We start from the raw sequence: 26,542 nt of genomic DNA, 5'->3' as shown, positions 1-26,542 counted from the left end.
CCCTATCTCGTGCTTGTCGAGAGCCGGGTCTCGACAAGCTCGACCACCGGGCGAGGCCGGCCGGCAGCTTCAGCCGGCCAGGCCCAGGCGGGCGTAGGCGAGCGCGACGCCGTCGGGCACGTCGGTGAACTCGACGCCGGACGGGCCGCCCGGGACCACGGGGTGCGTGTAGCCCCACGGGCCGTCGGTGATGTCGTGCCCGTCGCACGGGATCTCGCCGGTGACGTCGCCCCACTCGCCGACCAGCTCGTACGTGACCTTGTCGTCCGGGTCGGACGACGTGCACCGCGCGGTCAGCTCGTACCGCTCCCCGTCCACCAGGTCGGCCTCGGGCCAGGCCACCCGGTAGGTGTCCCTTCGCTCCCAGGTGCCCGTCCGGTCGACCAGCGCGCTGCCGAGCGCACGCTCAGGGACCAGCGTCTCGTCGGGGTCGCCCGGGAGCCCGAAGGGCACCGGTGCCTCCTGGCCGCCCGGCACCCAGTGCGCGCGCCCGCTCTCGATCGTCGCGTCGATCGGGTCGCCCGCCACGAGCGTGCTGGTCGAGTACTCGACCGTCATGGGGTAGACCTCGTACTCGCCGTCCGGCAGCCACGGGTCGCCGCCCTCTGGCGCACACGTCGAGGTCCGGTCCTCCTGGGCCTCCGGTCCGGTGTCCTCGTGCGTCAGGTACATCGGGTACCGGTCCCAGCCACCGATGTCGACGACCGTGCCGTCCGACGTCGCCCACACGAAGGTGGGTGAGTTGAGGTCCTGCTCCGACGCGTCGTCACCCGCGGCGTCGGCCGCCCGCAGGGGCAGGGAGGAGTAGGTGGACCATTCGCCCTCGTAGCGCACGGACTCGGTGGTCAGGTCGCCGGTGGCGTCCAGACGCACGTTCTTGGCGAGGTCGAGGTCGGCGATGTTCGCCCCGCACTCCAGCGCGGTGCCGGCCAGGAGCTCCGGCTGGTCCGCGGCGGAAGCCGGGCGCTCCGACGTCGACTGCTCCGACCATGCCGGCAACGGCTCGCTCAGGCTGGCCGCCGCGAGCTGCGTCGAACCCAGGACGGATCCGCCGATCACGGCCAGCACGCCGCCGCTGATGGCGGCCACCCGAGCCGTCCGGGCCGGCCGGTGCCGCCCACCCGCTCGCACCGCCGTCGAACCCTGGTCCACCACACCGCTGCCCAGCTTGCGGTTGTCGTCATTGCTCATCGTCCGCCTCCTTGGTGTGACCGTCTCCGACCGGCCGCGTCCGCCAGCGCTTCCCTGGCTTTCACCCCCAAGGACGCGCCGCACCCCTGGACCGTTGGGTACCGGATGCGCCGCGGGTCACCATGGGGACATGGTGCGCGGGGATACAGCGAACGACGTCGGGCGGCCCGCCGCGCCCGCATACCCCGTCCGGTTCCGCTCCGCCGAGGCCCGCGGTGCCCGGATCGGCCGTCCGCTGCGCCTGCTCGGGCGGGTACGCGGTGTGGACGAGGCGCTCATGGACCGAGTCGGCCGTGCGTTCTTCGAGACCGACGACGCCGGGGCGGCGCTCGCGGCGGCGATGCGGCTGCCTCCTGGGACACCGGGGCGGGTGACGCACGGCCAGCTGCGGGACGGGTTGGCCGGGACCGCCGATGACTTCGGTCGGTTGCCTCGAGGTCGGTCCAGGCCTGTGCCGATCTCGAAGCATCCGACCGAACTCAGCGAGCAGCCTCAGGCTCTCCGGGAGTTCCTCGGCGAGGTCAGTACCGTGCCCGACTGGGTGGACTGGGATCTGGTCGAGGCGGGCGCCGGCGTGCAGCGGCGGCTCGGGCAGAACGGCGCCGACGTGCTGCTCCAGCTGTCGCTCGTGGGCGGGTACCGGTTCGGCGGACCCACGGACCTGCTCGCGGCGACCGGCGCGCTGACCGGCAGCACGCTGCGGCGGCTCGCGGAGACCCAGGAGTGGACGGTCGGGCTGTCCGAGCCCGGGGCGCTCCGGCCCCACGGATCCGCCTGGCGGGCCACCGTGCGCGTCCGAGCGATGCACGCCCTGGTCAGCGCGTCCTTCGCGGACCGGAGCGGACCGGACGAGTGGGACACGGCGCGCTGGGGTCTGCCGATCAACCAGGCCGACCAGGCTGCGACGCTCGGGCTGTTCGACGGCACCCTGATCCTCGGGTGCCGGGCGCTCGGGGCGCGCATCCCGCCGTCGGACAGCCGGGCCCTGATGCACCTGTGGAAGTGGGTGGGGCACCTGCTGGGTGTGCACCCGGACTTCCTGGTCGACGACGAGTGGGAGCGGCACCGCATCAACTACCACGTGCTGCTCGCACAGGCCGGGATCTCGGCGGCCGGACCGCGCCTGGCGCGGGCAGTGGTCGCCGCGCAGGCCGAGCGGACGTACCGCGGGCCCTCCTGGTGGCAGCCGTTCCGGGCATGGTTCGAGCGCGAGCGCCTGCTGTCGATGCTGACGGCGTTCCTCGGGGTACGCAGCATGCGCGAGCTCGGGCTGCCGCTGCGCCCGCCGTGGGCCCACGCGTACCTGCTGCCGCTCAACACCTGGCGGTACCGCGTGCTCGGCCGGACCCGCCGTGGCCGGACCCGGCTCGATAGGTGGGGACGCCGGCGCAGCGACGGCATCCTGGCGAGCTACGTGACGGACCGCCCCGACGGGTCAGACGCTCAGGTCACCGGGGCGACCTGAGCGTCTGGCACGTCAGGCGTTGCTGGGTTCGTAGTACCGCCAGGTACCGGACTTGTCGATGCCGATCACCATCCCCGTGTACCCGAACGTCTCGTCCGCCCGCTGCGCGTCGGCCTCCGCCTGCGTAAGCAGACCCGCAGACACGACCTCCGCCCAGGCCTCGTCCGAGTCGGCGAACTCCTGGGTCGAGACCCGCGGCCACGTGATCGTCTCGTTCCCCGGGTCCCCACCGTTGACGACGCCGACGGTGCCGGCCAGCAGCCGCACCACCGTCCCGTACGGCAACGTGTCGGCCTCGGGCAGGCCGAAGACCTGTTCCGGCGTCTCCGTGGAGAACATGAGCTGGGTGCCGTGCTGGGTCGCCAGCTGGATCAGCCGCTCGGAGTCGCAGGCGCGAGCGGCCTCCACGATGGTGGCCGCTGTCGTCCCGGCAGCCGCGCTCGGCGAGCTCGCCGGGTCGTACGCCATGGTCATACCGGCCGCAGAGCAGTCGGCCGCTGGATCGCCGACGCCGTCGCCGTCGCCGTCACCGCTGCCACTGCCGCCACCGCTGCTGTCACCGTCACCGCTGCCGCCACCGCCACCGTCACCGCTGCCGCTGCCGGCACCGCTGCCGCCGTTGCTGCCGCTACCGCTGCCGTCATTGCTGCCATCATTGCCGCGGTCGTTGCCGCCACCGCCGGCGACGGTTGTGGGCGCGAGGACCGCCCACAACCGGGCCACGCCGTCCGGCACGGTCCCGAGCCGGATGTCGAGCGCCTCCTCCGCACCGTCGAGGACCTCGAGGTCGGTCACGTCCTGGGAGCCGTCGCACGAGACCTCGCCCGCCCCGAGCACCTGCTGGTTGGACGGGCGGACCACCTCGAACGGCACCGTGTCCTCCGGGTTCGAACTCTCGCACTGCGCGGTGACCGAAACGGGATCGGTCGACGCGTAGCCCTCGTAGGTCACGCCCGCGGTGACCCAGTCCGTGCTGCGGTCGAGCACGAATCGCGACTGCTCGGCCTGGTCGACGGCCGGGGGCTCGATCGTCGCGTCGCCGCCCCGCGTGCCGGTCGGGCTGTGCGCGCCGTCGGCGTCGAGGCGGACCGAGACCGGCTCGCTCACCGCCGTCGCCCACTGGCCCGACGCGACCGCCGGGAAGGCGACCACGCGCACCTCGTAGTCGCCCGGGGGGAGCGCCGTCTCGAAGAGGTCGACCGTCTCCGTCTCGGTCGGCGCGCACGTCGTCGCCGCGTTGCTCTGGGCCTCGACGGCGCCGTCACCGCCGCCGAGCAGCGGCTCGGCCTGGACCGGTGCGCCGAAGACGTTCGCGCCCAGGTCCACCACCACGTCACCCTGGCTCCACACCAGGACCGGGGGCACGTTGAACGTGCCATCGCCGGCCTGGACGGTCGCTGCCATGCCCCACGCCGTGGACGGGTCCCCGCCCCCGAAGTCGGAGGTCATGGCGTAGATGTCCCCAGCCGGCGCCGCTGACCAGCCCGGCGCTGTCGTGGTCAGGTCGGAGACGGGCATGCCGCACGTCAGTTCGCTCCAGTCGAGCCAGGTGGGCTGGTACCCGTCCTGGATCACGCTCGTGGCGGGCTGCCCGGACGAGGACGGCTCCTCGGTCGGCGCTCCCGGGAGCACCGGCTCGCTGTCCAGCAGCGGCGTCTGCGTAGCGCCGAAGGCCAGCACGCCCACGAGCACGAGGCTCGCGCCGGTGACACCACCGATCTTGGCCGCGCGACGGCGTCGGACGCGGTCTCGCACCACTCCGAATGAGACGTGCAGGTCGTCCACCTCCGTACCGGGCATCTTGTCGGCAGCGCCATGGAGCGCGCCGCGCAGGAAGTCGTTGTCGTTGTCGGGGGTCTCGTGGCTCATCGGGCGGCCCTCCCTTCGGCAGGACGAAAATCGTCGGGGCGCAGGATCTCCTGCATGTTCTTGGTCGCGTCGGACAGGTAGCGCTTGACCGTGCCCTGGGCAGTGCCAAGGGACTCGGCGATCTGCGGCACCGTCATGTCCTCGAAGTAGCGCAGCACCACGCAGGCCCGCTCCCGGGCACCGAGCTGCGCGAGCGCCGCCATCACGTCGACGCGCGCCGACGCGGCCTGGTCGGCGCCGCGCGTGCTGGCGTCGTCGGCCAGGAGGTGCTTGATGCCGGACCAGCGCTGCCGCTTGCGGTAGCCGTCCAGGTAGATGGTGAGGACCGCACGCCGCACGTAACCCTCGGCGTTCGTGAAGGGGGACTCCAGGTCGTGCGCGAGGTTTCCCTCGGTCACGCCGACGGTCCCGGCCCGGCCGGGGCGACCGCGCAGCCGCGAGTAGACCTTCACCAGTGCGTCCTGGACCAGGTCCTCGGCGAGTGCGCGGTCCCCAGAGAGCATGTAGGCATAGCGGACGAGCGCGCTGCCGCGCACTCGCATGAGCTCATCGAGCTCGCTCTCCCATCCCGCCATGGCCACCTCCCGGATGCGTGCGTGCTGTCATCGTCTCCACATCCACCATGACGCGCACCGGGGAGGTTTCGTTGGGTCAGCGCCCGTGCGTGAGCCGTTGCACCTCTCTTCGAAGCCTAAGTTTCTTCGCTTTGGACGGGCTGAGAGCGAAGAAGCTTAGGCTTCGAAGGAGAGCGTCACGTCAGGTCGATGCGGTAGCCCCGCTTCACCACCGTGCGGATGAGGTCGCGGCGGCCCGCCGCCTCACGGAGGCGCGCGATCGCGACCTCGGCGGCGTGCGTGTCCTGCGAGTCGCCCGGCAGCGCTGCCAGCACCTCTTCGCGCGACACGACGTCGCCCTCGGCGGCGGCGAGCAGTCGCAGCACCGCGACGCCGGTCGGCGACAGGGGCAGCACCTGCCCGTCCAGCACCGCGACGCGTGCGCGGATCACCAGCGCCCCTGCGACAGTGCTCAGGGCCACCGAGTCGATGTGCTCGTAGTGCCCGACCAGCGCCCGGACCAGCGCCCCGAGTCGGCCCCGCTCGGGCTGCAGCGGCACGATCCCCCGCTGCTCCAGCGGCTTCGCCGTCACGGGTCCGACGGCGGCCGCGACCATCCCGCCGTCGGCGAACCGGGCGCGGACCCGGTCGAGCAGCCGCTCCTCCTCGACGACCCGCAGCCACGCCTCGGCGCCAGGGGCGGAGGTGAAGACCACGGCGTCGATCTCGCCGTCCGCCACCGCGTGCACCGAGTCGCGGACCGCCGCCGGGTCGGGCGCCGGACCCCATCGGTAGACGACGAGGCTCGCGACCTGCGCGCCGGCCTTCTCGAACACCTCGTCCAGGCCGTCGGCGCCCGCCCCGTGGTGCTGGATGGCGATGCGGAGCCCTTGCACACCCTCGCTGAGCAGCACCTCGGCCACCTCGGCGGAGGTCTCGGACTCGGCCACCCAGTCCGCGTGGAGCCCGGCGGCCTGGATGGCGCCGCGGGCCTTCGGGCCGCGCGCGACGATCCGGGTGCCGGCGAGCAGGCCGAGGAGCGGCTCGGCGAGCCCGTGCGCGTCGGCGGCCTCGATCCAGGCGCGGAAGCCGATCCCGGTGGTGACCACGACGACGTCGGGCGGCGCCGCGACGATCGCGCGCGTCGCCGCGATCAGGGTCTCGTCGTCGACGTGGGGAATCATGCTCAGCGCCGGCGCGTGCCGGATCGTGGCGCCGCGGCGCTCGAGGGCCGCCGCGAGCTCGGCCGCCCGGCGCTCGGCCGTGACGAGCACCGTCGCGCCGGCCATGACCTGACCGAGCGTCGGGTGCGTCGCGCGGGCGTGCGCGGGCGCTGCGACATCAGACACCGGCACCTGCCAGACGTCGCTCACTCGTACCCTCCACTGTTTCGACCAGGAGTCCTGCCGCTGCCACGCGGCCGATGACGACGACCGCGGGTGACCGCACACCACGGGCAGTTGCAACGTCGGCTGCCTCTTCGAGACGCGCCCGTGTGACGCGCTGCTCCGACGTGGAGCCGTTCTCCACGATCGCCACGGGGGTTCCGGGATCGGCGCCGGCGGCCAGGGACTGCGCCACGATCGCGCCGAGGGACCGCACCCCCATCAATACGACAAGAGTAGCCGCGCCGTCCCGCACGCAGGCGAGGGCCGCGTCGTCGAGCGGTCCTGAGCTGTCGGACGCAGGGGTCGCTCCGGCGACCGCGGAGCCCGGCAGCGCGGGCGCGCAGTGGCCGGAGACCACGTGGAAACCCGTGGTGACCCCGCGGTGGGTGAGCGGGATCCCGGCCAGGCCAGGCACGGCGACGGCAGACGTCACACCCGGCACCACCTCGACGGGCACGCCGGCCGCCGCGCACGCGACGACCTCCTCGCCGCCCCGGCCGAGCACGAACGGGTCTCCACCCTTGAGCCGCACCACGTGGGCGCCCGCCCGGGCGTGCTCGACGAGCAGCTCGTTGATGCGCTCCTGGGGCACGGGGTGCCGACCGGGCTCCTTGCCGACGTCGACCACGCGGACGTGCGGCGGGAGCTCGGCGAGGATCTCGACGGGCCCCAGCCGGTCGGCGACGACGACGTCGGCCGCCTGCAGCGCCCGCCACCCGCGCAAGGTCAAGAGGTCGACGGCCCCGGGCCCGCCCCCGACAAGCGTCACCCGCCCCCTCCTTGAGTGCGGGCGATTTGTTGCCTCAGACCCCTCGGAGGCCACAAATAGCCCGCACTCAACATCGGGGGTCATGGGAGGGCCACGTGGATCGCTCCGTCTTGGATCTTTACCTGGTAAGTCAGCAGGTTCGGTGCCAGGGTTCCCTGGGGGACCTTGTCCGCCACTGCCAGGCACTCGCCGGTGACCAGCGAGAACACCTGCTTGTAGACCGGGGCGGCCACCGTGGGCTCGCCGGCCCGCGTGCCGACGATCCCCCGCGACATGACGTGCGCCCCGGAGAACGGGTCGAGGTTCTGCACGGCGTGCACCTTCCCGTCGGGCAGCAGGAAGAGCGCCACCTGGACGTCCCCGAACAGCGCCGCCGACCCACGTTCGGGGAACAGGTCCGCGAGCAGGCAGGCTCGTTCCCAGCGGGCCGGCGCCGGGCCGGCCGGCGCCAGGCCGTCCGACACCAGGGTCGCGCCGGTGGCCAGGGTCTCTGACAGGTCGTCGGAGCTCATGCTCGTACCTCCAGCTTCGGGCCCGCGATGACGACGCCGGTCGCGCGTTCCTCCGACGTCGCGGGACGGCGCTGACCGCGCTCCTCGACGTACGCGAGGGACGGGTCGGCGCCCTTCGGGGCGTTGACGAACGACGAGAACCGGCGCAGCTTCTCCGGATCCTCCAGCACCGCCTTCCACTCGTCCTCGTAGTTCTCGACGTGGCGCGCCATCGCGGCGTCCAGGTCGGCGCAGATCCCGAGCGAGTCATCCATGACGACCTCGCGCACGCCGTCCAGACCGCCGTCGACCTCCTCGATCCACGGCGCGGTCCGCTGCAGCCGGTCGGCGGTGCGGACGTAGTACATGAGGAAGCGGTCGATGGTGCGCAGGAGCTCCTGCGACGTCAGGTCCTCGGCGAGGAGCTTCGCGTGCCGCGGCGTCTGCCCGCCGTTGCCGCCCACGTAGATGTTCCAGCCCTTGTCGGTGGCGATGACCCCGACGTCCTTGCCGCGGGCCTCGGCGCACTCCCTGGCGCAGCCGGACACGCCCATCTTGAGCTTGTGCGGCGAGCGCAGGCCGCGGTAGCGCAGCTCCAGCTCGACGGCCATGCCGACGGCGTCCTGCACCCCGTAGCGGCACCACGTGGACCCGACGCACGACTTCACGGTGCGCAGCGACTTGCCGTACGCGTGCCCGGACTCGAACCCCGCGTCGACCAGCCGGCGCCAGATGTCCGGCAGCTGCTCCACACGGGCGCCGAACATGTCGATGCGCTGGCCGCCCGTGATCTTCGTGTAGAGCCCGAAGTCCTTGGCAACCTGCCCGACGACGATCAGGCCCTCCGGCGTGACCTCACCGCCGGGCATCCGTGGAACCACCGAGTATGTGCCGTCCTTCTGGAGGTTGGCGAGCATGTGGTCGTTGGTGTCCTGGAGCGTGGACTGCTCGCCGGCCAGGATGTGGCCGTTGCCAAGGCTCGCCAGGATGGAGGCGACGACGGGCTTGCAGATGTCGCAGCCGCGGTTGCTGGCCACGGTGGTCGAGCTTGCCGAGGCCCCCGAACGGGTCTCGACAGGCTCGACCAACGGACCGACCCCGAACCGAGCCACGATCTCGCTGAACGAGTGCAGGTCGGCGACCCGGACGGCGTCGAACAGCTGGGCGCGGGACAGGTCGAAGTGCTCGCACAGAGCGGTGCTGACCTCGATGCCCGCGCGCTCGAGCTCCGTGTCGACGAGCTTCTTCACCAGCGGCAGGCAGGCGCCGCAGGTGGTCCCGGCGCGGGTGCAGGCCTTCACGCCCGGGACGTCGGTGCACTGGTGCTCGGTGACGGCGCCGCGGATCGCCCCTGCGGAGACGTTGTTGCACGAGCAGACGTTGGCCTCGTCCGGCAGCTCCAGGCTCGGAACGCCGCCGCCACCCTCGGGGAGGAGGAACGCGCTGGGGTCGTCGCCGGGCAGCTCGGCGCCGAGCATCGGGCGCAGGCTGGCGTACGGTCCGGCGTCGCCCACGAAGACGCCGCCCAGGAGGGTGCGGGCGTCGTCGGAAAGGACGAGCTTCTTGTAGACGCCGGCGACCGGGTCGGCCCAGACGACCTCGACGGCGTCCTCGGTGCGGGCGTGCGCGTCGCCGAACGACGCGACGTCGACGCCCGAGAGCTTGAGCTTCGTGGCGGTGTCCGCGCCGGGGAACTCAGCGAGCCCGCCGAGCAGCCGGTCCACGACCACCTCGGCCATCGTGTTTCCCGGCGCGACGAGGCCGATGCAGCGGCCCTCGATGCAGGCCACCTCGCCGACGGCCCAGACGTGCGGGTCCTCGGTGCGGCACGAGAGGTCGACGACGGCGCCGCCGCGCTCGCCGACCGGAAGCCCGGCTGCGCGGGCGAGCTCGTCGCGGGGACGCACACCGGTGGCCACCACGACGACGTCGACGTCGAGGCGGCCGCCGTCGGCGAAGTCCAGCCGGCCCACGTGGCCGGTGCGGCGGTGCGGCTTCAGCTGGCTGGTCGCGGTCTCGGCGCGGACGCCGATGCCCTTGCCGTTGATGAGGCGCTTGAGCGCCTGGCCGCCGCCGAGGTCCACCTGCACGCCCATGAGGTGGGTGCCGAACTCGATCACGGTGGCCTGCGCGTTCAGGGCAGTGAGCGCGCCTGCGGCCTCCAGCCCGAGCAGACCGCCTCCGATCACGGCTCCGCGCACCGGCTTGCCCTCGGGGTAGCTCCGGCGCTTCTCCTCGACCCAGCCGCGCAATGCCGCAACATCATCGAGAGTGCGGTACACGAAGACGCCCGGCAGGTCGTTGCCCGGGATGGGCGGCATGGCGGCGCTGGAGCCGGTGGCGAGCACCAGCTCGTCGTAGGCGTGCACGTGACCGAGCCGGTCGGTGACCGTCCTCGCCTCGCGGTCGATCGACTCGATCTTCCGGTCGGTGTGCAGGGTGACGTGCGGATCGGCCCAGAGGGCGGGGTCGCCGAGGGCTATGCCCTCTGGACCCTGCTCGAACCAGCGGGTCAGACCGACCCGGTCGTAGGGCGCGCGGGGCTCCTCCGCGAAGACCGTGACGTGGTAGCGACCGGCGTCGTCCCGGGCGCGCAGCGCCTCGACGAGCCGCTGCGCGACCATGCCACCGCCGATCACGACAAGGTGCTGAGATGTGCCGGAATTGACCATGTCTTGACCGTAGGGCGCGGGTTTTTCGCGCCGGTGCGCCCGTCGTTACCCGGGCCGAACATCTTCCTCACAGGCGCGATCGGGGGGCGGTGAGTGCGCCGCCGCCGCGGTCCCCTTAATCCAAGTTTCGGCGAAACTTGGATTAAGGAGCCGGTTTAATCCAAGTTCTGCGCCGCTACCGTGGGGTCGCATGGACATCCGGACCGTGCCCAACCCGATCGTCCGAGCCGGTGGCCGCTGGCTCCGCCGGGTCAACGACAGGCACCCGTGGAGCCACAACGACCACTTCCACGGCTGGATCCTGCGGCGGCTCCCGGCCCGACGTCGACGGGCGCTCGACGTCGGCTGCGGCGCCGGTCTCCTGCTGAGCCGGCTGCGGGGACGCTTCGACGAGGTCCTCGGCGTGGATGCCGATGCCGCCATGGCCTCCGTCTCGGCCGAGCGCTTCGCCGGCGACCCGGCGGTGAGCGTGCGCCACGCCCGGTTCGAGGAGGTCGGCGGCACGTTCGACACGATCACCATGGTCGCCGTGCTGCATCACCTGCCGCTGGAGGCAGCCCTGCGCCACGCGGCCGACCTGCTCACGCCGGGCGGCCGGCTGCTCGTCGTCGGCCTGGCGCGGGTGGAGACGCTGACCGACCTCGCCTGGGATCTCCCGTCCTCCCTGCTCAACCCGCTGGTCGGGCTGATCAAACATCCACAGCCCGTAACCGAGCCTGTGGACGACGGCGGCCCGCCGCTGCCGATGCGCGACCCGGCAGAGACGTTCGCGGAGATTTCCGGAGCGGTGCGCGGCGTGCTCCCGGGCGCACGGCTCCGCCGCCGGCTGTTCTTCCGCTACACGCTGGAGTGGACCCGGACCGATGGGCCCCCGCCCCGGCGCGGGACACCCTGAGCCCGCGCTGACCCCCAGCGCGCCTACTCAGCGATCGGGCCCGGATCTGTTGCGACTTATGGACGCAATCGCTGGGTAGGCGACTCTCGGTCACGCCGGCTCCGGGACTACCTCCTCGCTGAGCCAGTCCACCAGACCGCACACCGCGTCCTTGCAGGAGCCGCAGCCCGTCGTCGCCCGCGTGTCGCGCGCGACGTCGTCGACCGTGTGCGCGCCCGCCTCGCACGAGTCGGCGATGTCGCCCTTGGTCACGCCGTTGCAGCGGCACACCACCGCGTCCTCCGGCATGTGCTCGGGGGACGATGCCGGAGCCGCCGCGGGCATCACCGGCGTCAGCAGCAGGAAGGCAGGGTCGAGCGGGACGGGCGTACGGCGGGTGTAGGCGGCGGTGAGGTCGGCGGCGACGCGCGGATCCCCCACGCAGGTCGCACCCACGAGCAGGCCGTCAGCCACCACCACCTCGACGTACCGGCCGGCCGCAGGGTCGGCCAGGCGCACCGCGCGCTGGGTGGCGCCGTCGGGGCGCGACGGCCCGCAGACCCCCATCGTGGTGACGCTGAGCGCACCGGCCTTGACCTTCACGACGTCGGTCCCCCGCGTCTCGATCCCCCGGTCCGACTGGGCTCGCGTGGTGGCACCCCCCGCCAGCAGCGCGCCGAGGCGCACGGCCATGCTGGGTTGGGCTCCGACGCGCGGCAGACGGAGGTGGGTCCTTGCCTCGACGGGCTCGACCGGCGGAGCCTCGACCGGCCGGGAGACCGGCTCGACCGCCGACTCGACCGCCGACCAAGCGGCCAGCGACGGCTCGATCAGCGAGACCAGCAGCTCCGCCAGGCGGCGGGCCTGGTCCCAGCCCTCGGCGACGAGCCCGCGCGACCCGTCCGGCGGCTGCGCACAGTCGCCGATCGCGTGGACGCGCGGGTCGTCGGGGCTGGCGAGGTCGTGACCGACCACGATGCCGCGATCCGTCGACAGCCCTGCCGTCGCGGCGAGCCCGGTCTCCGGCACCGTGCCGATGGAGAGGACGATCAGTCGGGCGGCGACCACCTCGTCGACGACCTCCTCGCGCCCTCCCGAGCCGCGCTCGACCCGGACGCCCACGGCGCGCCCGCCCGCCACGAGCACCTCTCTGAGCCGACGGCTCCGTAGCACGGTGACGCCCTGCTCTTCGAGACCGGTCCGGACCACGTCGGCGGCCTCCGGATCCAGCTGGCGCTCCATGAGGGAGTGCGTGTTGTGGATCAGTGTCACGCTCAGGCCACGGCCCGCGAGCCCGACGGCGGCCTCCAGCCCCAGCACGCCGCCCCCGACCACCACGGCGCGGGGAGAGTTCACGGTGGCGGCCACGATCTCGCGGGCGTCGTCGAGGTTCCGGAGCGCGTGGACCCCGGCGGGCAGGCCGCCGTCGGCCGTGCGCAGGCCAGGGATCGGCGGGATGCGGGCCGCCGCACCGGTCGCGAGCACGACGTGGTCGTACGGGTGGGTCGTGCCGTCGTCGGCGGTCACCAGGCGAGACGCCCGGTCGATCGACGTCGCGGTGACGCCGCGGCGCACGGTCACCCGGGCGCCGTCGGGCAACGACATCGTGATGGCGGCGATGTCGGTGCGCCCTGCCACGACGTCGCTCAGCAGCACCCGGTTGTACGGCTCGTAGGGCTCGGCGCCGAGCACCGTGATGTCGAACGCCTCCGGCTCGCGGCGCAGCAGCTCGTCCACCAGCCGCGAGCCGACCATCCCGAAGCCCACCACGACGACCTTCACGGGGACACGTAGGTTCATGTCGAGAGTTCCTTCGTTCGGCGAGCGTCATTCCGTTGGGTGCCGGGCACTGGCGTGAGGTCCACGGCGCAGACCTTGAACTCCGGCATCCCGGAGATCGGGTCGGTCGCGTCGGTCGTCACCTGGTTGACGGACCCGATGCCGCTCCAGTGGAACGGCATGAAGACGGTGTCGGGCCGGACGGCGTCGGTCCAGCGGGCCGTCGCCTCGACCCGGCCTCGCGAGCTGGTCAGGCGCACGCGGGCGCCGTCGGGCACACTGATGCGGGACCCCAGGACCGGGTGCAGCTCGACGTACGGCTCAGCCACCAGACGCTCCAGCTCCGGGACGCGGTGCGTCTGCGCGCCCGACTGGTAGTGCTGCAGCACCCGGCCGGTGACCAGGTAGAACGGGGCGTCGGCCCGTACGTCGTCGCTCGGCCCCAGGTGGTCGACGGCGACCATCCGGGCCCGCCCGTCCGGCGTCGCGAACCGGTCGAGGAACATCCGGGGCGTCCCGGCGTGCTGTACCGAGGCTCCGGCGTCGGCGGTGCCTGAGGGAGCCTCCGGGACCGGCCAGAACAGGCCAGGGCCGCCGGACGCCTCGTCGGCGTCGAGCCGGGCGTGGGAGAGCCCGGAGTAGTCGGCGGGGCCGCCCGCGGAGGCGCGGGCCAGCTCGGCGAACACCACGGCGGGGTCGGCCGGGAAGGCCAGGGACTCGGGCGCGCCGAGCCGGCGCGCCAGCTCGGCGAGGATCCACAGCTCCGAGCGGGCCTCGCCCGGCGGCGCCACGACGGCCCGACGGCGGATGACCCGGCCCTCGAGCGACGTCATGGTGCCTTCCTCCTCTGCCCACTGGGTCACGGGAAGCACGACGTCGGCCAGCAGCGCCGTCTCGCTCGGGACGAAGTCGCAGACGACCAGGAGGTCGAGACTCTTCAGCCGCTCGATGACGCTGCCGGCGTTGGGCGCGCTGACCACGAGGTTCGACCCGTGCACGAGCAACGCGCGCGGCCCGGCCGGCGTGCCGAGGGACCTGAGCAGCTGCACGGCCGGCATCCCCGGTCCGGGCAGGGTCTCCGGGTCGACGCCCCAGACGGCGGCGACGTGCTCGCGCGCCGCCGGGTCGTCGATCTTGCGGTAGCCGGGGAGCTGGTCGGCCTTCTGCCCGTGCTCGCGGCCGCCCTGCCCGTTGCCCTGCCCGGTGATGGCGCCGTAACCGGAACCGACTCGGCCAGGCAGGCCCAGCGCGAGCGCGAGATTGATCGACGCCGTGACGGTCGCGGTGCCCTGCGTGGACTGCTCGACGCCGCGGCCGGTCAGCACGTACGCGCCGGCGCCGCCGTGGACCGGAGCGGCCGCGGCCAGGAGCCTGGCCACGCGCCGGAGCTCGTCGGCGGGGACGCCCGACACGGACTCGGCGCGCTCGGGCCACCAGCCGGCGACCGACCGGGCGACGTCGTCAAACCCTGTGGTGCGCTCCGCGAGGTACTCGCGGTCGGCGAGACCTTCCGCGAGCACCACGTGCAGGAGGCCGAGCAGGACGGCGAGGTCCGTGCCCGGGACGGGCGCGAGGTGCACACCCTCGGCGGGCTGCGCCGAGGCGGGTCGCTGGCCCGTGCCCGTCGAAGGGTCCCCCGTGAGCCGCGCCGTCGCGGACCGCCGCGGGTCGACGACGACGAGCCCACCCGCCGCCCGCGCCTCCGCGAGGTGCTGCACGGCCGGCGGCATGGTCTCCGCCAGGTTCGAGCCGAGGAGCAGCACCGCCTGCGCACCCCCGACGTCGGCCAGCGGGAAGGGCAGGCCGCGGTCGACGCCGAAGGACCGGTTCATCCCGGCCGCCGCCGAGGCCATGCAGAACCGCCCGTTGTAGTCGATGTTCGGGGTGCGCAGGGCTGTCCGCGCGAACTTGCCGAGCGCGTATGCCTTCTCGTTCGTGAGGCCGCCCCCGCCGAACACGGCCACCGACTCGGGCCCGTGCTCTGCGGCCAGGGCGGCGAGCCGGGACGCGACCAGGTCGAGCGCCACGTCCCAGGCCACGGGCTCCAGCTCGCCGGAGTCGGCCCGGACCAGCGGGGTGACGAGCCGGTCGGACGCCCCGAGCACCGCCGCCGACGTCCACCCCTTCTGGCACAGGCCGCCCCGGTTGGTGGGGAAGTCGCGAGGCTGCACCTCGGGTGCGCCCGCTACGTCCGCTCGGGGCCGCGTCAGCGTCATCCCGCACTGCAGGGCGCAGTAGGGGCAGTGCGAGTCGACGGTGGTTCCGGGGGAAGCGAGCATGGTCAGACCCGAGCCTCTGCCATGGCGCCGCGTCCGTAGACGAACCAGCACACGAACGCCATCACGGCGTAGACCCCGATGAACAGCCACAGCGCCGGCACGAGCGACCCGGCCACCGAGGTGGACAGCGCGAACCCGCGAGGGATGAGGAACCCGCCGAACGCGCCGATCGCGCCGGCGATGCCGATGCACCCGGCCGCTGCCTTCGCCGTCGCGCCGCTCACCCGGAAGACCGCGGGGATCATCCGGTAGACCGAGCCGTTGCCGACGCCCGTTGCGATGAACAGGAGGAGGAAGGACCCGAAGAACACGGGGAAGCTGCCGGATCCGAGGGCCCAGATCGCGCCCATGGCACCGAGCGCCATCACGCCGAACGAGGCGATGGTCATGACCGTGCCGCCGACGCGGTCGGCGAGGATGCCGCCGAGCGGGCGGGCGATCGACCCCACGAGTGCGCCCATGAAGGCGAGCGGCAGCGCGACGTCGGGGAACTCGCCCTTGAGCAGCGTCGGGAAGGCTCCCGCATACCCGATGAACGAACCGAACGTGCCGACGTAGATGAAGCTGATGATCCATGTGTGCTTGTCGTGGACCGCCACACCGAACGACCGCGGGTCCGCCTTGGCGGTGCTGAGGTTGTCCATCCAGCGCCAGGCGAGGAACGCGGCGAGCAGGATGAACGGGATGAAGATGAGCCCGGCCCGGTCGAGCGCGACGCCCGACCCGGTCACGATGACGAGCGGGACCGCGAGCTGCACGGCAGCCGTGCCGATGTTGCCGCCGGCGGCGTTCCAGCCGAGGGCAGCGCCCTTCTCCTTCTCGGGGAAGAAGAACGAGATGTTCGCCATCGAGGACGCGAAGTTGCCGCCGCCCAGGCCCGCGAGCGCCGCCGCACCGAGCAGCACGGGGAACGGGGTGGTCGGGTCTCCGACGGTGCGGATCAGCGCGCCGATCGGCAGCAGGAGGAGCAGCACCGAGACGATGGTCCAGTTGCGGCCGCCGAACAGGGGGACCGCGAACGTGTAAGGAATGCGGAGCGTCGCGCCGACGAGGGCGGGCACGGAGATGAGCCAGAACATCTGGTCGACGGTCAGGTCGAAGCCCGCAGCGGGCAGCTGCGGCACGACGATCGACCAGAGGGCCCAGGCGCCGAACCCGAGGAACTCCGCGAAGATCGAGAGCACGAGGTTGCGGCGGGCGGTCCGGCGTCCGCCGTCCTCCCAGAGGGTCTTGTCCTCGGGGTCCCAGTGATCGATCCAACGGCCGGTGTACCGCTGGACGGCCGATCTTGATCCCGTCTCGGGGGTGCCGGCCGTGGTGCCCGTGGCGGTCGAGCCGGCGGGCTCGCTCGCGGCCTGGGCCTGGTCATCGCGTGCTGTCGGAGTGGACACGTCGTCCTCCCTGCATGGGCGTATGCCCGACGACGCCGGGCGCGCTCGGACCGACAGGTGCCGGATCCGGGACCGGCCCGACGTCGGACCGACGCCATGAACCTAGGGAGGCGGTGTTTCATCGCCTGACAAAGCGCAGTTAATCGACCGTAAGGAAGAACGCACAGGGCGCCGCCTCACGGTGTGAGCGGTTGCCCTGCCATGCCGGTCGCGATCTCGCAGCACGTCTGGAAGTTTCGACTTTTTCGACTTACGGTGGTGTCATGTCGACGATCGATGAGAACACGATCACGCCGTCAGTGGAGGATCTGGAGGCACTGACCCAGATCGGCGAGCTCCTCTCCGAGCCTGGCCACCTATCGCTTCACACGGAGAGCGGCGAGGCCGTCGATCTTCCAGAACAGCTGCGCCGGCTGCTCGACTCCGCGACCAGGTCCCTGCGGGCTGGCAGTTCGGTCACGCTCATGGATCAGGCACGCATGCTCTCCACCCAGGAAGCCGCGGACATACTTGGGGTTTCCCGCCCGACACTCGTCAAACTGCTCGAGTCCGGTCAGATCCCGTTCACGAAGGTCAACTCGTACCGACGCGTGGCGATGATCGACGTCATCGCATTTCGAACCATGCAACGAGCTGAACGGTTGCGGATCGTCGAAGAGGCGATGCACAGCAACAAGATGGAGGGTCTCCCGGTCACAGATGCTGCGCGCTCGGACGCCGTCGCCTTTGTGAGCGGCAAGATCGACGAGGACGAGCTCGTCCGCATCACACGGGCACGCTACGGCCTTGAGTGAGTTCCACGATCCCTACATCGACCAACAGACCGGCGTCTTACGCAACCTCATCGGTGCCACTTCTGGGGCCGATTGGTGCGGGACGCGGGCTACCTCCTCGACTGGCGCGACGTACCGGGCGAGGTCAACGACGCCGCGTGTCACGCCGCTGCTGCCGGTGACCTCAGCCCTCTTGACACGATGTTCGACGCACTGGTGACGAAGCTGCCTTGAGCGTCACCCGACCGGCGTCAGCACCTCCACGCGGTTGCCCGCACCGTCGAACGCGTGGAAGCGCTCGTAGCCGTCGAAGGTGTGGCGGTCCTTCCACGTGATCTCGAACCCGAGGCGCACCAGACGGGCGCCGACCGACTCGAGGTGCGCGACGTCGTCGGCCACGAGTGCCGGGTGCGCCTTGCGCGCGGGCGTGAACGGGTCCTCGACGCCGACGTGGATCTCGGCGGTCGTGCGGCCGTCCTCGTCGAAGTCCCGGAACCAGCAGCCGCCGCGACCGGCGAGCGCCTCGGGCTTGGGGACCTCGGTCAGGCCGAGGCCGTCCCCGTAGAAGCGGCGGGCGAGGTCCTCGCCGTCGCGCGGGCAGGCAACCTGGATGTGGTGGAGGCGCATGCGCGAGATTATCGCCGCTCACCGTGCACCTCGGCAGGCTGTGCGGGCTCGGAAACCAGCACCGGCTCCCTCCTGTCCTATGGTCGGACCCATGGAGCCGCAGGCGCGCAGCGTCACCGAGCATGTCGAGCGCGTGCTCGTCCTGGTCACGCCGCCGCGAGCCGTGGAACGGGACCTCGAGGACGCGCTCGGTTCGGTACTTGCCGAAGACCTGTGCGCCGCGTCCTCCGTCCCGCCCTTCGACGGTGCGGCGATGGACGGGTACGCCGTGCGCCTCGCGGACCTGCCGCCCGACGGCAGCCCGGTGACCCTCCAGGTGACTGGCGACGTCGCGGCGGGCGAGAGCGACCTGGCCGAGGTCGGCCCTGGACAGGCCCTGCGGATCATGACCGGTGCCCCGCTCCCGTCCGGTGCCGACGCGGTGGTCCCCGTCGAGCACACCTCGACCGGCCGGTTCGTCGCGGGCGCACCCCGGTCGGAGTCGTCGGTGACGCTCGCCCGGCGGCCCAGGGCGCACGTCCGGGGCGCGGGCGAGGACGTCCGGCAGGGGGACCTCCTCGCGCATGCCGGGACGGCGGTGACGGCCCCGCTCGTGGGCGCCCTGGCGGCGTCGGGCACGGTGCGTGTCCTGGTCCGACGCCGGCCGCTGGTCGCCGTTCTGTCCACCGGGTCCGAGCTGGTGCCGGCCGGCGAGCCGCTCGGACCCGGGCAGATCACCGACTCCAACGGGCCGATGCTCGCGGCGGCGGCCCGGGCGTCCGGCGCCGACGTCGTCCGGCTCGGACCGGTGCCCGACGACCCGGCGGCCCTCCGTGCCGCACTCGACGACGCCGTGCGCCCGGCCGGCGGTGCCGGACGCTCGGGAGCCGACCTGATCGTGACCGCCGGCGGTGTCTCGGCGGGCGCGGCGGACGTGGTGCGGGAGGTCCTGGCGGCGTCGGGTCCCGGCTCGGACGGCGGCTCTGGCCTGACCGACGTCGACGTCGCCACCGTCGCGATGTCCCCAGGCAAGCCCCAGGCCCTGGCCCGCTGGCGCGGCGTGCCGTGGCTCGCGCTGCCGGGCAACCCGGTGGGGGCGTACGCGTCGTTCGAGCTGTTCGCGCGCCCGGCGATCGACCGGCTGCGGGGCGAGAAGGCTCCCGGGGGACCGCGGCCGGTGGCCCTTGCCGCCGCCGCCGGCTGGGCCGGCGCGCCCGGGCGGTTGCGCGTCGTCCCGGTCCGTCTGGTCCCAATGCCCGACGGCGGCGCGGGGGCCGGCACCACCGCGAGCGCCGTCGGCGTCGTGCCGACGGGGTCCCATCACGCGCTGTCGGCGCTCGCCGCCGCCGACGGCCTGGCGCTCGTGCCGCCCGGCGTGGAGAAGGTGTGCGCCGGCGACTCCGTCCAGGTGCTGATGCTCCGATGACGGACGTCGCCGGTGTCGCGTACGACGCGGTGGTCCTGGCCGGTGGCCGGGCCGCGCGGCTCGGCGGGGCGTCCAAGGCGGGCCTCGTCGTCGACGGCGCACGCCTGCTCGACCGGGCGCTCGAGGCGAGCACCCGGGCGCGTGCCGTCGTGGTGGTGGGCCCGCCGGAGCTCGCGGAGTCGCTGCCGGGCCCGGCTGCCGGTGAGCCCGGTCCGCGTCTCGTGCTCACCCAGGAGGACCCCCCGTTCGGCGGTCCGGTCGCGGGTGTGGCGGCAGGGCTGCGCGCCGTCCCTGCCTCGAGCGCACCGTGGGTGCTGCTGCTGGCGGTCGACGTGCCGCACGCCGCGGAGGCCATCGGGTTCCTCGAGCGGACCGTTTCACGTGAACCCGTCGACGGCGCCTACCTGGTCCGCGACGGCCGCCCCCAGTGGCTGGTCGGGCTGTACCGCCGTGCGGCGCTCGACCGCGTCCTGGGCGAGATCCAGGTGGATGGCGCCGCCATGCGGCGGCTGGTCGGTGGGCTGCCCTGCACGGAGGTGCCGGACCCGGCAGGCTGGAGCGACGACATCGACACCCCTGCGGATGCTGCCCGGCTCGGCGCCGCGGCGGAAGCGGCCCGCTTCGACGCCACGGCAGATGGGCCTGCGCGGGGAACCGACGACGACCGGAAGGACCCGAGATGACAGACCTGGACAGCTGGGTGGAAGCCCTGGAGGCCGAGCTCGATCTTCCCCCGGGCACCATCGACGTGCCGGCGGTGCTCGACCTGGCCCGCGACGCCGCCCACGCCGTCGCCCGGCCTGCCGCACCGGTCACCACCTACGCCGTGGGTTTCGCGGCGGGCCTGGCGGCGGCCGGCGACATCGCGGCGTCCGCGAGCAGCGGACCCGACGCGACCGAGAAGGCCAGCAGGCTCGCGGCCCGCTGGGTCACCGACTGACGGACTCGGCGCCGGTGCCCGTCCCGGCGTCTGCCGGACGGTCCGTGCGGCCGGCGACCGCCGCGCAGGCCGACCCGGTCAGGAGTACCGCCGCTGTCGTGATCAGCGCCCAGGACATGGTCGAGGACAGGTAGACCCCGCCGATCACGGCGATCGCCACGGTCTGCGCCACCAGCGGGCCGGTGGTGTTGAGCGCCGAGAGCGCGGACGCCCTGCCGGGCGGGGCCAGGTCGGACAGCCCGGCGATCAGTGGGCTGTACCCGGCCGCGTGGCCGGCGCCGGCCAGCACCAGGAGCGGCGCGAGGTGCCACGGCGAAGCTCCGGTCGCGACGACGGCGACAACGGCCGCGAGCACGATCGGCCCGGCTGTCGGCAGCCGACGGACCACACGTTCCGGCATCCGCGCCCAGGTCAGGCTCAGGCCCGCGAACCCGACCGTGTACGGCAGAAACGCGAGGCCGGCCGCGAGCGCCGTCCAGCCCAGCCCGGTCTGCACGTGCAGCGTGAAGACGAACAGGAAGGCCGCGTAGCAGCCCATCACGACGGCGCACGCGAGCAAGCCGGGTCGCATGCCGTGCGGACGCAGCACGGCAAGGTCGAGCAGGGGCCGCGCCGTCCGTACCTGGTGCCGCACGAACCACGCGAGCAGCACCGTCGAGCCAGCGAGCGCGCCCACCGCCCACCCCGGCCATCCCGCCTCGCGTCCCAGCGTGAGCGATCCCGTGAACGCTCCCATACCGAGGGCGAGGACCACGACGCCCGGCACGTCGAGATCGCGCGCCCGCACCGGCCCGGCCCGCCGGACGCCGCCGGCCGACGTCAGCACCCGTCCGACCGCGACGAGCATCACCACGCCCACGGGCACGTTCACCAGGAACACGGGTCGCCACGACAGCCCGGCCAGGTCCGCCGACACCAGGAGCCCGCCGAGCACCTGGCCCAGCGCGACCCCGAGCGCGAGCACCATGGAGTAGACGCCGACGGCGCGCCGACGGGCAGCGCCCTCGAAGTGGTGCTGGATGAGGGAGAACACCTGAGGCACCAGCAGCGCCGCCCCTGCCCCCTGCACGACGCGCGCCGCGACCAGGACGCCCGGCGTGGGAGCCAGGCCGCAGGCCAGCGACGCCACGGTGAAGACCGCCAGCCCCCACCGGAACAGCCTGCGGTGGCCGAACAGGTCGCCGAGCCGCGCCCCGGTGACGATGAGGCTCGCGAGGGCGAGCAGGTACCCCGACAGCACGAGCTGCTGCATCGCTCCCGTCGCGTCCAGATCCCGTCGCATGGCCGGCAGGGCGACGTTGGCGATGGAAGCGTCCATCGAGGCCATGGTCTGTGCGGTGAGGAGCACCACGAGGAGCAGGGGCTTTCGCATGGTCCCAGCGTCCGGCGGCGGGTTTCTCGGGTCTTGAACATCCTTGCCCGACGGCGACGGCGCGACCGCGCACTGCCGTGGCCGCGGCTGTCTTCGTCGTCGCGGCGGGAGTGTCGGTGAGTACGCCTACGGTGGGCTCGTGCGCCGCTCCACACCGGTCCTCACCGCACCCGAGTACTCGGTGCGGGTCGTGGAGTGCTCCGACGAGCACCCCGGGTGGTCCGCGGCCGAGCCGGCCGACACGTTCGGGCTGGTCCTGCCTCGGCGCGGACACTTCCGGCTGGCGAGCGCGGGCGTCGAGCAGTCGGTGGACGTCACGCGAGGCTACGCCCAGGTACCGGGGCGGGAGCAGCGGTTCGCACACCCGTCGGGTGGCGACGTGTGCACGTTCGTCTCGGTCGGCCCCACGCTCTGGCAGGAGATCGCCGGCGACCGGCCCCCGTCGGCCGTCGTGCGGGTCGACGGTGCCACCGAACTCGCCCACCGGCTGCTGCTCCGCACGGCGCACGACGCGGCAGACCCCGCAGAACGCCTCGTCCGGACGGTGGCCGCCGCGGCTCGCACCGCGGCGTCGGACGGCGCCCCCGCCTCGGCCCGCACACCGGCCGCCCGCACCGCCCGGGCCCGCCTGGTCGCGCGGGCGCGGGCCGCCGTCCTCGACGCCGCGCCCATGTCCGGCGACCTGGTGAGCCTGGCCCGTGCGCTGGGTGCGTCGCCGGCCCACCTCAGCCGGGTGTTCCAGGCCGAGACCGGCACCAGCCTCACGCAGTTCCGCAACCGGGTGCGCGTGAGCCGGGCCCTCGACCGGCTCGAGGCGGGGGATGCCGATCTGGCCGCCCTCGCCGGGGATCTGGGCTTCGCCGACCAGGCGCACCTCACCCGGACCGTCCGGGCAACGCTCGGCACGACGCCGGGCCGGGTTCGCCGCGCGTTCGCGCACGCTGCCTGACCGCCCGTCGATGGAGGACCATGGCCGGTCGGGTGGCCTCGGCGCTCCTGCCCGGCCCATCGGATCGCTGCTCGATCCGCATTGGCGCCCCTGCTAGAACTACATCAGATGCTGTGCTAAAACTGCATCAGCGCCCCTGCTAAAACTACATCAGGAGGTGGACGTGGCAGATTACGTGGAACGATACATCGACACGGTGCTCGACGAGGTGTTTCCCGAGCTGGCGGCCGTCATGCTCACAGGACCACGCGCCTGTGGCAAGACCACGACGGCGGCACGGCGGGCGTCATCGATCCTGCGCCTGGATGACGAGCAGCGCGCACAAGCCTTCGCAGCTGCCCCCGACGCGCTACTTGCAGCACAGGACCTGCCGACACTGGTCGACGAGTGGCAGGAAGTCCCCGCTTCGCTCGCTGCGATCAAACGTGCCATCGACTCCGGCTCCGGAGGTGGGAGCTTCCTCATCACCGGCAGCGTGCGTGCGCGTCGGACGGAAGCAGTCTGGCCCGGGACAGGACGAGTCGTCCCGTTCCGAATGCACAGCCTTGCTCGCGGCGAGATCGAGGCCTCGCCGAACGCAGGAGCCTTCCTGCGGCAGCTCTTCTCCGACGACGACCCAGTTCCAGCAACCCTCCGGGCAGCACCGACCATTGTTGACTACGTCGAGTACGCGATCCAGGGCGGCTTCCCCGAAGCCCTCCACCTCACGGAACGCGCGCGGGGCGCCTGGTATCCCGGATACGTCGACCAGCTTGTACACCGGGACGTCTCAGCCCTTGCCGAGGTGCGCTCGCCCGATCGTCTCGCGGCGCTGCTCCACGCCGTCGCGCTGTCGACAGGCGGCGTTCCACAAGCCAAGACCTTGACGGAGGCGGCTGGTATCGACGGCCGGACCGCCCACACCTACCTCGACCTGCTCGACGACCTTCGCATCATCGAACGAGTTCCTGCATGGAGCTCCAACCGTCTCAAGCGACTTGTCAGAAGCCAGAAGCTCTACGTCGCCGACACCGGTCTCGCGACAAGCCTTCTCCGTGCCGACAGGAACGCGATTCTGTCGAGCGGCGATCTTCTGGGCCGAATCATCGACACGTTCGTCGCCGCACAGATTCTCCCGCTCGTAGCACTGAGCCACCCTCGGGTCGACGCCTTCCACCTCCGGGACTCGAATGGATCTCACGAGGTCGACCTTCTCCTCGAGGGTCCGGGAGGCTCCGTCGTCGGCATCGAGATCAAGGCGGCGAACGCAGTGAAGCCCCAGGCAGCGCGCCACCTCGAGTGGCTGAGAGACTCCCTCGGCAGCACATTCAAGCGAGGGGTCGTCTTCCACACGGGCGACTCGACCTATCCGCTGGGAGATCGCATCTGGGCCATGCCGATCGCCTCGATCTGGCACTGAGCAAGCACCGCACGGACCCCTTGTCAGAGGCGCCGCCTAGGGTGTGGCGCATGGATCGCAACACGCTCGAGTTCGCAGTGATCCCGACGGCGATCGGCGAGTGCGCGCTCGTCTGGAACGAGAACGCGGAGGTCGTCGGCTCGGCGCTGCCCCACGGTGGCGCCGACCAGGTCCGGGACGCCGTTCGCGACTGGTACCCGGGTTCCGTCGAGGCCTCGTCCGCACCTGTTGCCGCTGCGGTCGCGGCGCTGACCCGCCTGCTCGGCGACGGCGTCGGGGACCTCGCCGAGATCCCCCTGGACATGAGCGCCGTCCCGGACTTCGACCGCCGCGTGTACGAGGTGGTGCGGGCCATCCCGCCGGGCGAGACCCGCACGTACGGTGAGGTGGCGACGGAGCTCGGCGCACCGGGGGCAGCGCAGGCGGTCGGGCAGGCGATGGGCCGCAACCCGTTCCCGCCGATCGTGCCGTGCCACCGCGTGCTGGCAGCGGGCCGCAGGGTCGGCGGGTTCTCCGCCCGCGGCGGGCCGCGCACCAAGCTGCGCATGCTGGAGACGGAGGGCGTCTTCCTGGAGCAGCCCACGCTCTTCGACCTCTGAGGCGACGACGGGCTACTGTGATGTCGGCGACGAACGGTAGCCGTATCTCACATATGAGTTACAGTCGTCATCGTGACTATCACCAGCCCCGACCGCCCACTCACCGGATCGATTCCCGTGGTGGACGCCGCACAGGTAGGATCCCTGGTCCGTGGTGCTCGTCAGCACCGTGGCCTCACCCAGGCGCAGCTCGCCGAAAGGCTGAGCACGAGCCAGAGCGCCGTGCACCGGATCGAGCAGGGTGCACAGAATCTCAGCCTTGAGATGATCGGCCGGATCAGTGCCGCTCTCGACTCCGAGCTCATCACCGCCGGCGCAGCCAGGCGAACGCACCTGCGCATCGAGGGCGGGCACCAGCTCTCGGGCACGATCGAGGTGAACTCGTCCAAGAACGGGGCCGTGGCGCTGCTGTGCGCGTCGCTCCTCAACCACGGTCGCACGGTGCTGCGCAACGTCGCCCGGATCGTCGAGGTCGACCGCATCCTCGACGTCCTGCGCTCCATCGGCGTACGCGCCACGTGGGCCCCGAACGGGCGCGACCTCGAGATCGTCCGCCCCGAGTCGCTCGACCTGGCGGCCATCGACGTCGACGCCGCGGTGCGGACCCGTTCGATCATCATGTTCTTCGGCCCGCTGCTCGGGCTCGAGCCGCATTTCGAGCTGCCGTACGCCGGAGGCTGCGACCTCGGCACGCGCACCGTCGAGCCGCACATGATCGCGCTGCGCCCCTTCGGCCTCGACGTCGTCGCGACCGCAGGGCACTACCAGGCGACGGCCACGCCCGGCACCGGCGACCTGTCGATAGTGCTCACCGAGCGCGGTGACACCGTCACCGAGAACGCACTGATGGCGGCCGCCGGTCGCGACGCCGTCACCACCATCCGCAACGCGAGCCCCAACTACATGGTCCAGGACCTGTGCTTCTACCTGGAGCTGCTGGGCGTGCGCATCGAGGGCATCGGCACCACGACCCTGCGTGTGCACGGGCGCACCCGGTTCGAGACGGACGTCGAGTACACGGTCTCCGAGGACCCGGTAGAGGCGATGAGCCTGCTGACCGCCGGGATCGTGACCGGGTCCGAGATCACCGTGTCGCGGGTACCGATCGAGTTCATGGAGATCGAGCTCGCCACCCTCGCCGAGATGGGCCAGAAGCACACGATCACCCCGGAATATCTGGCGCACAACGGCCGCACCCGGCTCGTCGACGTCACGGTGCACCCGAGCGAGCTGCGCGCCCCGATCGACAAGATCCACTCCATGCCGTTCCCCGGGCTGAACATCGACAACCTGCCGTTCTTCGCCGTCATCGCGGCACGGGCCACGGGCAGCACGCTCATCCACGACTGGGTCTATGAGAACCGCGCCATCCATCTCACGGACCTCACCCGCCTGGGCGCGGACGTGCAGCTCATGGACGCCCACCGGCTCCAGGTCACCGGCCCGACGCGCTGGCGCGGCGCCGAGGTGAGCTGCCCTCCGGCCCTGCGGCCGGCCGTCGTCATCCTCCTCGGGATGCTCGCCTCCACGGGGACGTCGGTGCTGCGCGACGTCGACATCATCGCGCGCGGCTACGAGCAGCTGGCCGAGCGCCTCATCGAGCTCGGCGCGCGGATCGACACCTTCCGCGACTGACTCATCGGCCGAGCCGGCGAGCTGTCCGCTTCGAGAATGACTTCGGGTACCGAATCCAGCAGGCTTCGGTACCCGAAGTCAATATCGGAGAGGACCACAGGGTGGCGAACCCCCGCGGGAC

22 protein-coding genes are annotated in these 26,542 nt (G+C 72.4%); 10 read left to right on the top strand and 12 right to left on the bottom strand.

The annotated features are described in order from the left end of the window. Positions 1-69: 69 nt before the first annotated feature. Positions 70-1,191, bottom strand: coding sequence for a hypothetical protein (locus AB0F40_RS23200; RefSeq protein WP_357473312.1), 1,122 nt, complete (start codon positions 1,189-1,191; stop codon positions 70-72). 130 nt (positions 1,192-1,321) lie between these two features. Between AB0F40_RS23200 and AB0F40_RS23195 the strand changes: the two genes are divergently transcribed. Next, entirely contained in the window at positions 1,322-2,656 is a 1,335-nt protein-coding gene (locus AB0F40_RS23195) for an oxygenase MpaB family protein (protein ID WP_357473309.1), read from the top strand. Positions 2,657-2,668: 12 nt separating this feature from the next. Here the strand turns inward: AB0F40_RS23195 and AB0F40_RS23190 are convergent, their stop codons facing one another. From AB0F40_RS23190 to nirB, 6 genes are all read right to left on the bottom strand, one after another. Further along, positions 2,669-4,525 carry a hypothetical protein gene (locus AB0F40_RS23190; RefSeq protein ID WP_357473306.1) on the bottom strand — a complete coding sequence of 619 codons (1,857 nt, stop codon included), beginning with the start codon at positions 4,523-4,525 and terminating at the stop codon, positions 2,669-2,671. Beyond that, the gene (locus tag AB0F40_RS23185) at positions 4,522-5,100 is read right to left on the bottom strand and encodes a sigma-70 family RNA polymerase sigma factor (protein ID WP_357473303.1); all 579 of its coding nucleotides are present in this window, start codon (positions 5,098-5,100) and stop codon (positions 4,522-4,524) included. The genes AB0F40_RS23190 and AB0F40_RS23185 overlap by 4 nt, the downstream gene beginning before the upstream one ends. A 176-nt stretch (positions 5,101-5,276) precedes the next feature. After that, on the bottom strand, positions 5,277-6,452 hold the full coding sequence (locus AB0F40_RS23180) for a uroporphyrinogen-III synthase (protein WP_357473300.1): 1,176 nt from the start codon (positions 6,450-6,452) through the stop codon (positions 5,277-5,279). Then, positions 6,421-7,236, bottom strand: coding sequence for a uroporphyrinogen-III C-methyltransferase (cobA, locus tag AB0F40_RS23175; RefSeq protein WP_357473298.1), 816 nt, complete (start codon positions 7,234-7,236; stop codon positions 6,421-6,423). The genes AB0F40_RS23180 and cobA overlap by 32 nt, the downstream gene beginning before the upstream one ends. Positions 7,237-7,316: 80 nt before the next feature. Then, entirely contained in the window at positions 7,317-7,748 is a 432-nt protein-coding gene (gene nirD, locus AB0F40_RS23170; RefSeq protein WP_357473295.1) for a nitrite reductase small subunit NirD, read from the bottom strand. Next, positions 7,745-10,399 carry a nitrite reductase large subunit NirB gene (nirB, locus tag AB0F40_RS23165; RefSeq protein WP_357473292.1) on the bottom strand — a complete coding sequence of 885 codons (2,655 nt, stop codon included), beginning with the start codon at positions 10,397-10,399 and terminating at the stop codon, positions 7,745-7,747. Before nirB ends, nirD begins: the two co-directional genes overlap by 4 nt. Before the next feature lie 190 nt (positions 10,400-10,589). Between nirB and AB0F40_RS23160 the strand changes: the two genes are divergently transcribed. Beyond that, positions 10,590-11,294: a class I SAM-dependent methyltransferase gene (locus tag AB0F40_RS23160; RefSeq protein ID WP_357473289.1), complete on the top strand. Its 705-nt coding sequence runs from the start codon at positions 10,590-10,592 to the stop codon at positions 11,292-11,294. A 90-nt stretch (positions 11,295-11,384) separates the two neighbouring features. Here the strand turns inward: AB0F40_RS23160 and AB0F40_RS23155 are convergent, their stop codons facing one another. From AB0F40_RS23155 to AB0F40_RS23145, 3 genes are read right to left on the bottom strand one after another with little or no spacing between them, the layout of a single operon-like run. Then, complete coding sequence (locus AB0F40_RS23155; protein WP_357473286.1) at positions 11,385-13,073, bottom strand: FAD-dependent oxidoreductase; 1,689 nt, start codon at positions 13,071-13,073, stop codon at positions 11,385-11,387. Then, positions 13,070-15,331: a molybdopterin oxidoreductase family protein gene (locus tag AB0F40_RS23150; protein ID WP_357473284.1), complete on the bottom strand. Its 2,262-nt coding sequence runs from the start codon at positions 15,329-15,331 to the stop codon at positions 13,070-13,072. The genes AB0F40_RS23155 and AB0F40_RS23150 overlap by 4 nt, the downstream gene beginning before the upstream one ends. A 2-nt stretch (positions 15,332-15,333) precedes the next feature. After that, positions 15,334-16,722 (bottom strand): MFS transporter, encoded by a 1,389-nt coding sequence (locus AB0F40_RS23145; RefSeq protein WP_357473282.1) that lies wholly within the window; start codon positions 16,720-16,722, stop codon positions 15,334-15,336. A 263-nt stretch (positions 16,723-16,985) separates the two neighbouring features. Here AB0F40_RS23145 and AB0F40_RS23140 point away from each other — a divergent pair, with 263 nt between their 5' ends. Then, positions 16,986-17,516 carry a helix-turn-helix domain-containing protein gene (locus AB0F40_RS23140; RefSeq protein WP_357473280.1) on the top strand — a complete coding sequence of 177 codons (531 nt, stop codon included), beginning with the start codon at positions 16,986-16,988 and terminating at the stop codon, positions 17,514-17,516. A gap of 216 nt (positions 17,517-17,732) precedes the next feature. Here the strand turns inward: AB0F40_RS23140 and AB0F40_RS23135 are convergent, their stop codons facing one another. Beyond that, entirely contained in the window at positions 17,733-18,122 is a 390-nt protein-coding gene (locus AB0F40_RS23135; RefSeq protein WP_357473277.1) for a VOC family protein, read from the bottom strand. A gap of 91 nt (positions 18,123-18,213) precedes the next feature. Between AB0F40_RS23135 and glp the strand changes: the two genes are divergently transcribed. The 3 genes from glp to AB0F40_RS23120 are packed head-to-tail and all read left to right on the top strand — an operon-like array spanning position 18,214 to position 20,467. Beyond that, positions 18,214-19,527 carry a gephyrin-like molybdotransferase Glp gene (gene glp, locus AB0F40_RS23130; protein ID WP_357473274.1) on the top strand — a complete coding sequence of 438 codons (1,314 nt, stop codon included), beginning with the start codon at positions 18,214-18,216 and terminating at the stop codon, positions 19,525-19,527. After that, the gene (locus AB0F40_RS23125) at positions 19,524-20,210 is read left to right on the top strand and encodes an NTP transferase domain-containing protein (protein ID WP_357473271.1); all 687 of its coding nucleotides are present in this window, start codon (positions 19,524-19,526) and stop codon (positions 20,208-20,210) included. The genes glp and AB0F40_RS23125 overlap by 4 nt, the downstream gene beginning before the upstream one ends. Beyond that, on the top strand, positions 20,207-20,467 hold the full coding sequence (locus tag AB0F40_RS23120) for a DUF6457 domain-containing protein (RefSeq protein WP_357473268.1): 261 nt from the start codon (positions 20,207-20,209) through the stop codon (positions 20,465-20,467). Before AB0F40_RS23125 ends, AB0F40_RS23120 begins: the two co-directional genes overlap by 4 nt. Here AB0F40_RS23120 and AB0F40_RS23115 read toward each other — a convergent pair. Next, positions 20,457-21,839 carry an MFS transporter gene (locus AB0F40_RS23115; protein ID WP_357473265.1) on the bottom strand — a complete coding sequence of 461 codons (1,383 nt, stop codon included), beginning with the start codon at positions 21,837-21,839 and terminating at the stop codon, positions 20,457-20,459. The genes AB0F40_RS23120 and AB0F40_RS23115 overlap by 11 nt on opposite strands. Before the next feature lie 139 nt (positions 21,840-21,978). Between AB0F40_RS23115 and AB0F40_RS23110 the strand changes: the two genes are divergently transcribed. From AB0F40_RS23110 to AB0F40_RS23095, 4 genes are all read left to right on the top strand, one after another. Next, entirely contained in the window at positions 21,979-22,788 is an 810-nt protein-coding gene (locus tag AB0F40_RS23110; protein ID WP_357473263.1) for a helix-turn-helix domain-containing protein, read from the top strand. A 163-nt stretch (positions 22,789-22,951) separates the two neighbouring features. Next, positions 22,952-24,187 (top strand): DUF4143 domain-containing protein, encoded by a 1,236-nt coding sequence (locus tag AB0F40_RS23105; RefSeq protein WP_357473260.1) that lies wholly within the window; start codon positions 22,952-22,954, stop codon positions 24,185-24,187. A gap of 50 nt (positions 24,188-24,237) precedes the next feature. Next, positions 24,238-24,786 (top strand): MGMT family protein, encoded by a 549-nt coding sequence (locus AB0F40_RS23100; RefSeq protein WP_357473257.1) that lies wholly within the window; start codon positions 24,238-24,240, stop codon positions 24,784-24,786. A 72-nt stretch (positions 24,787-24,858) separates the two neighbouring features. Then, positions 24,859-26,421, top strand: coding sequence for a UDP-N-acetylglucosamine 1-carboxyvinyltransferase (locus tag AB0F40_RS23095; RefSeq protein ID WP_357473255.1), 1,563 nt, complete (start codon positions 24,859-24,861; stop codon positions 26,419-26,421). The last annotated feature ends 121 nt before the right edge of the window (positions 26,422-26,542 follow it).

Source organism: Promicromonospora sp. NPDC023987 (assembly GCF_040639055.1).
GTDB lineage: Bacteria > Actinomycetota > Actinomycetes > Actinomycetales > Cellulomonadaceae > Promicromonospora.
The sequence above is the reverse complement of the archived record's forward strand: the minus strand, read 5'-3'. Positions and strand labels throughout refer to the sequence as shown.

Bases quoted from the DNA above. Each gene is read 5' to 3' on its own strand.
- nirD (WP_357473295.1), bottom strand. From the start codon at position 7,748: ATGAGCTCCGACGACCTGTCAGAGACCCTGGCCACCGGCGCGACCCTG.
- AB0F40_RS23135 (WP_357473277.1), bottom strand. From the start codon at position 18,122: ATGCGCCTCCACCACATCCAGGTTGCCTGCCCGCGCGACGGCGAGGAC.
- AB0F40_RS23190 (WP_357473306.1), bottom strand. From the start codon at position 4,525: ATGAGCCACGAGACCCCCGACAACGACAACGACTTCCTGCGCGGCGCG.
- nirB (WP_357473292.1), bottom strand. From the start codon at position 10,399: ATGGTCAATTCCGGCACATCTCAGCACCTTGTCGTGATCGGCGGTGGC.
- AB0F40_RS23115 (WP_357473265.1), bottom strand. From the start codon at position 21,839: ATGCGAAAGCCCCTGCTCCTCGTGGTGCTCCTCACCGCACAGACCATG.
- AB0F40_RS23160 (WP_357473289.1), top strand. From the start codon at position 10,590: ATGGACATCCGGACCGTGCCCAACCCGATCGTCCGAGCCGGTGGCCGC.
- AB0F40_RS23150 (WP_357473284.1), bottom strand. From the start codon at position 15,331: ATGCTCGCTTCCCCCGGAACCACCGTCGACTCGCACTGCCCCTACTGC.
- AB0F40_RS23155 (WP_357473286.1), bottom strand. From the start codon at position 13,073: ATGAACCTACGTGTCCCCGTGAAGGTCGTCGTGGTGGGCTTCGGGATG.
- AB0F40_RS23125 (WP_357473271.1), top strand. From the start codon at position 19,524: ATGACGGACGTCGCCGGTGTCGCGTACGACGCGGTGGTCCTGGCCGGT.
- glp (WP_357473274.1), top strand. From the start codon at position 18,214: ATGGAGCCGCAGGCGCGCAGCGTCACCGAGCATGTCGAGCGCGTGCTC.
- AB0F40_RS23200 (WP_357473312.1), bottom strand. From the start codon at position 1,191: ATGAGCAATGACGACAACCGCAAGCTGGGCAGCGGTGTGGTGGACCAG.
- AB0F40_RS23195 (WP_357473309.1), top strand. From the start codon at position 1,322: ATGGTGCGCGGGGATACAGCGAACGACGTCGGGCGGCCCGCCGCGCCC.
- AB0F40_RS23185 (WP_357473303.1), bottom strand. From the start codon at position 5,100: ATGGCGGGATGGGAGAGCGAGCTCGATGAGCTCATGCGAGTGCGCGGC.
- AB0F40_RS23100 (WP_357473257.1), top strand. From the start codon at position 24,238: ATGGATCGCAACACGCTCGAGTTCGCAGTGATCCCGACGGCGATCGGC.
- AB0F40_RS23120 (WP_357473268.1), top strand. From the start codon at position 20,207: ATGACAGACCTGGACAGCTGGGTGGAAGCCCTGGAGGCCGAGCTCGAT.
- AB0F40_RS23140 (WP_357473280.1), top strand. From the start codon at position 16,986: ATGTCGACGATCGATGAGAACACGATCACGCCGTCAGTGGAGGATCTG.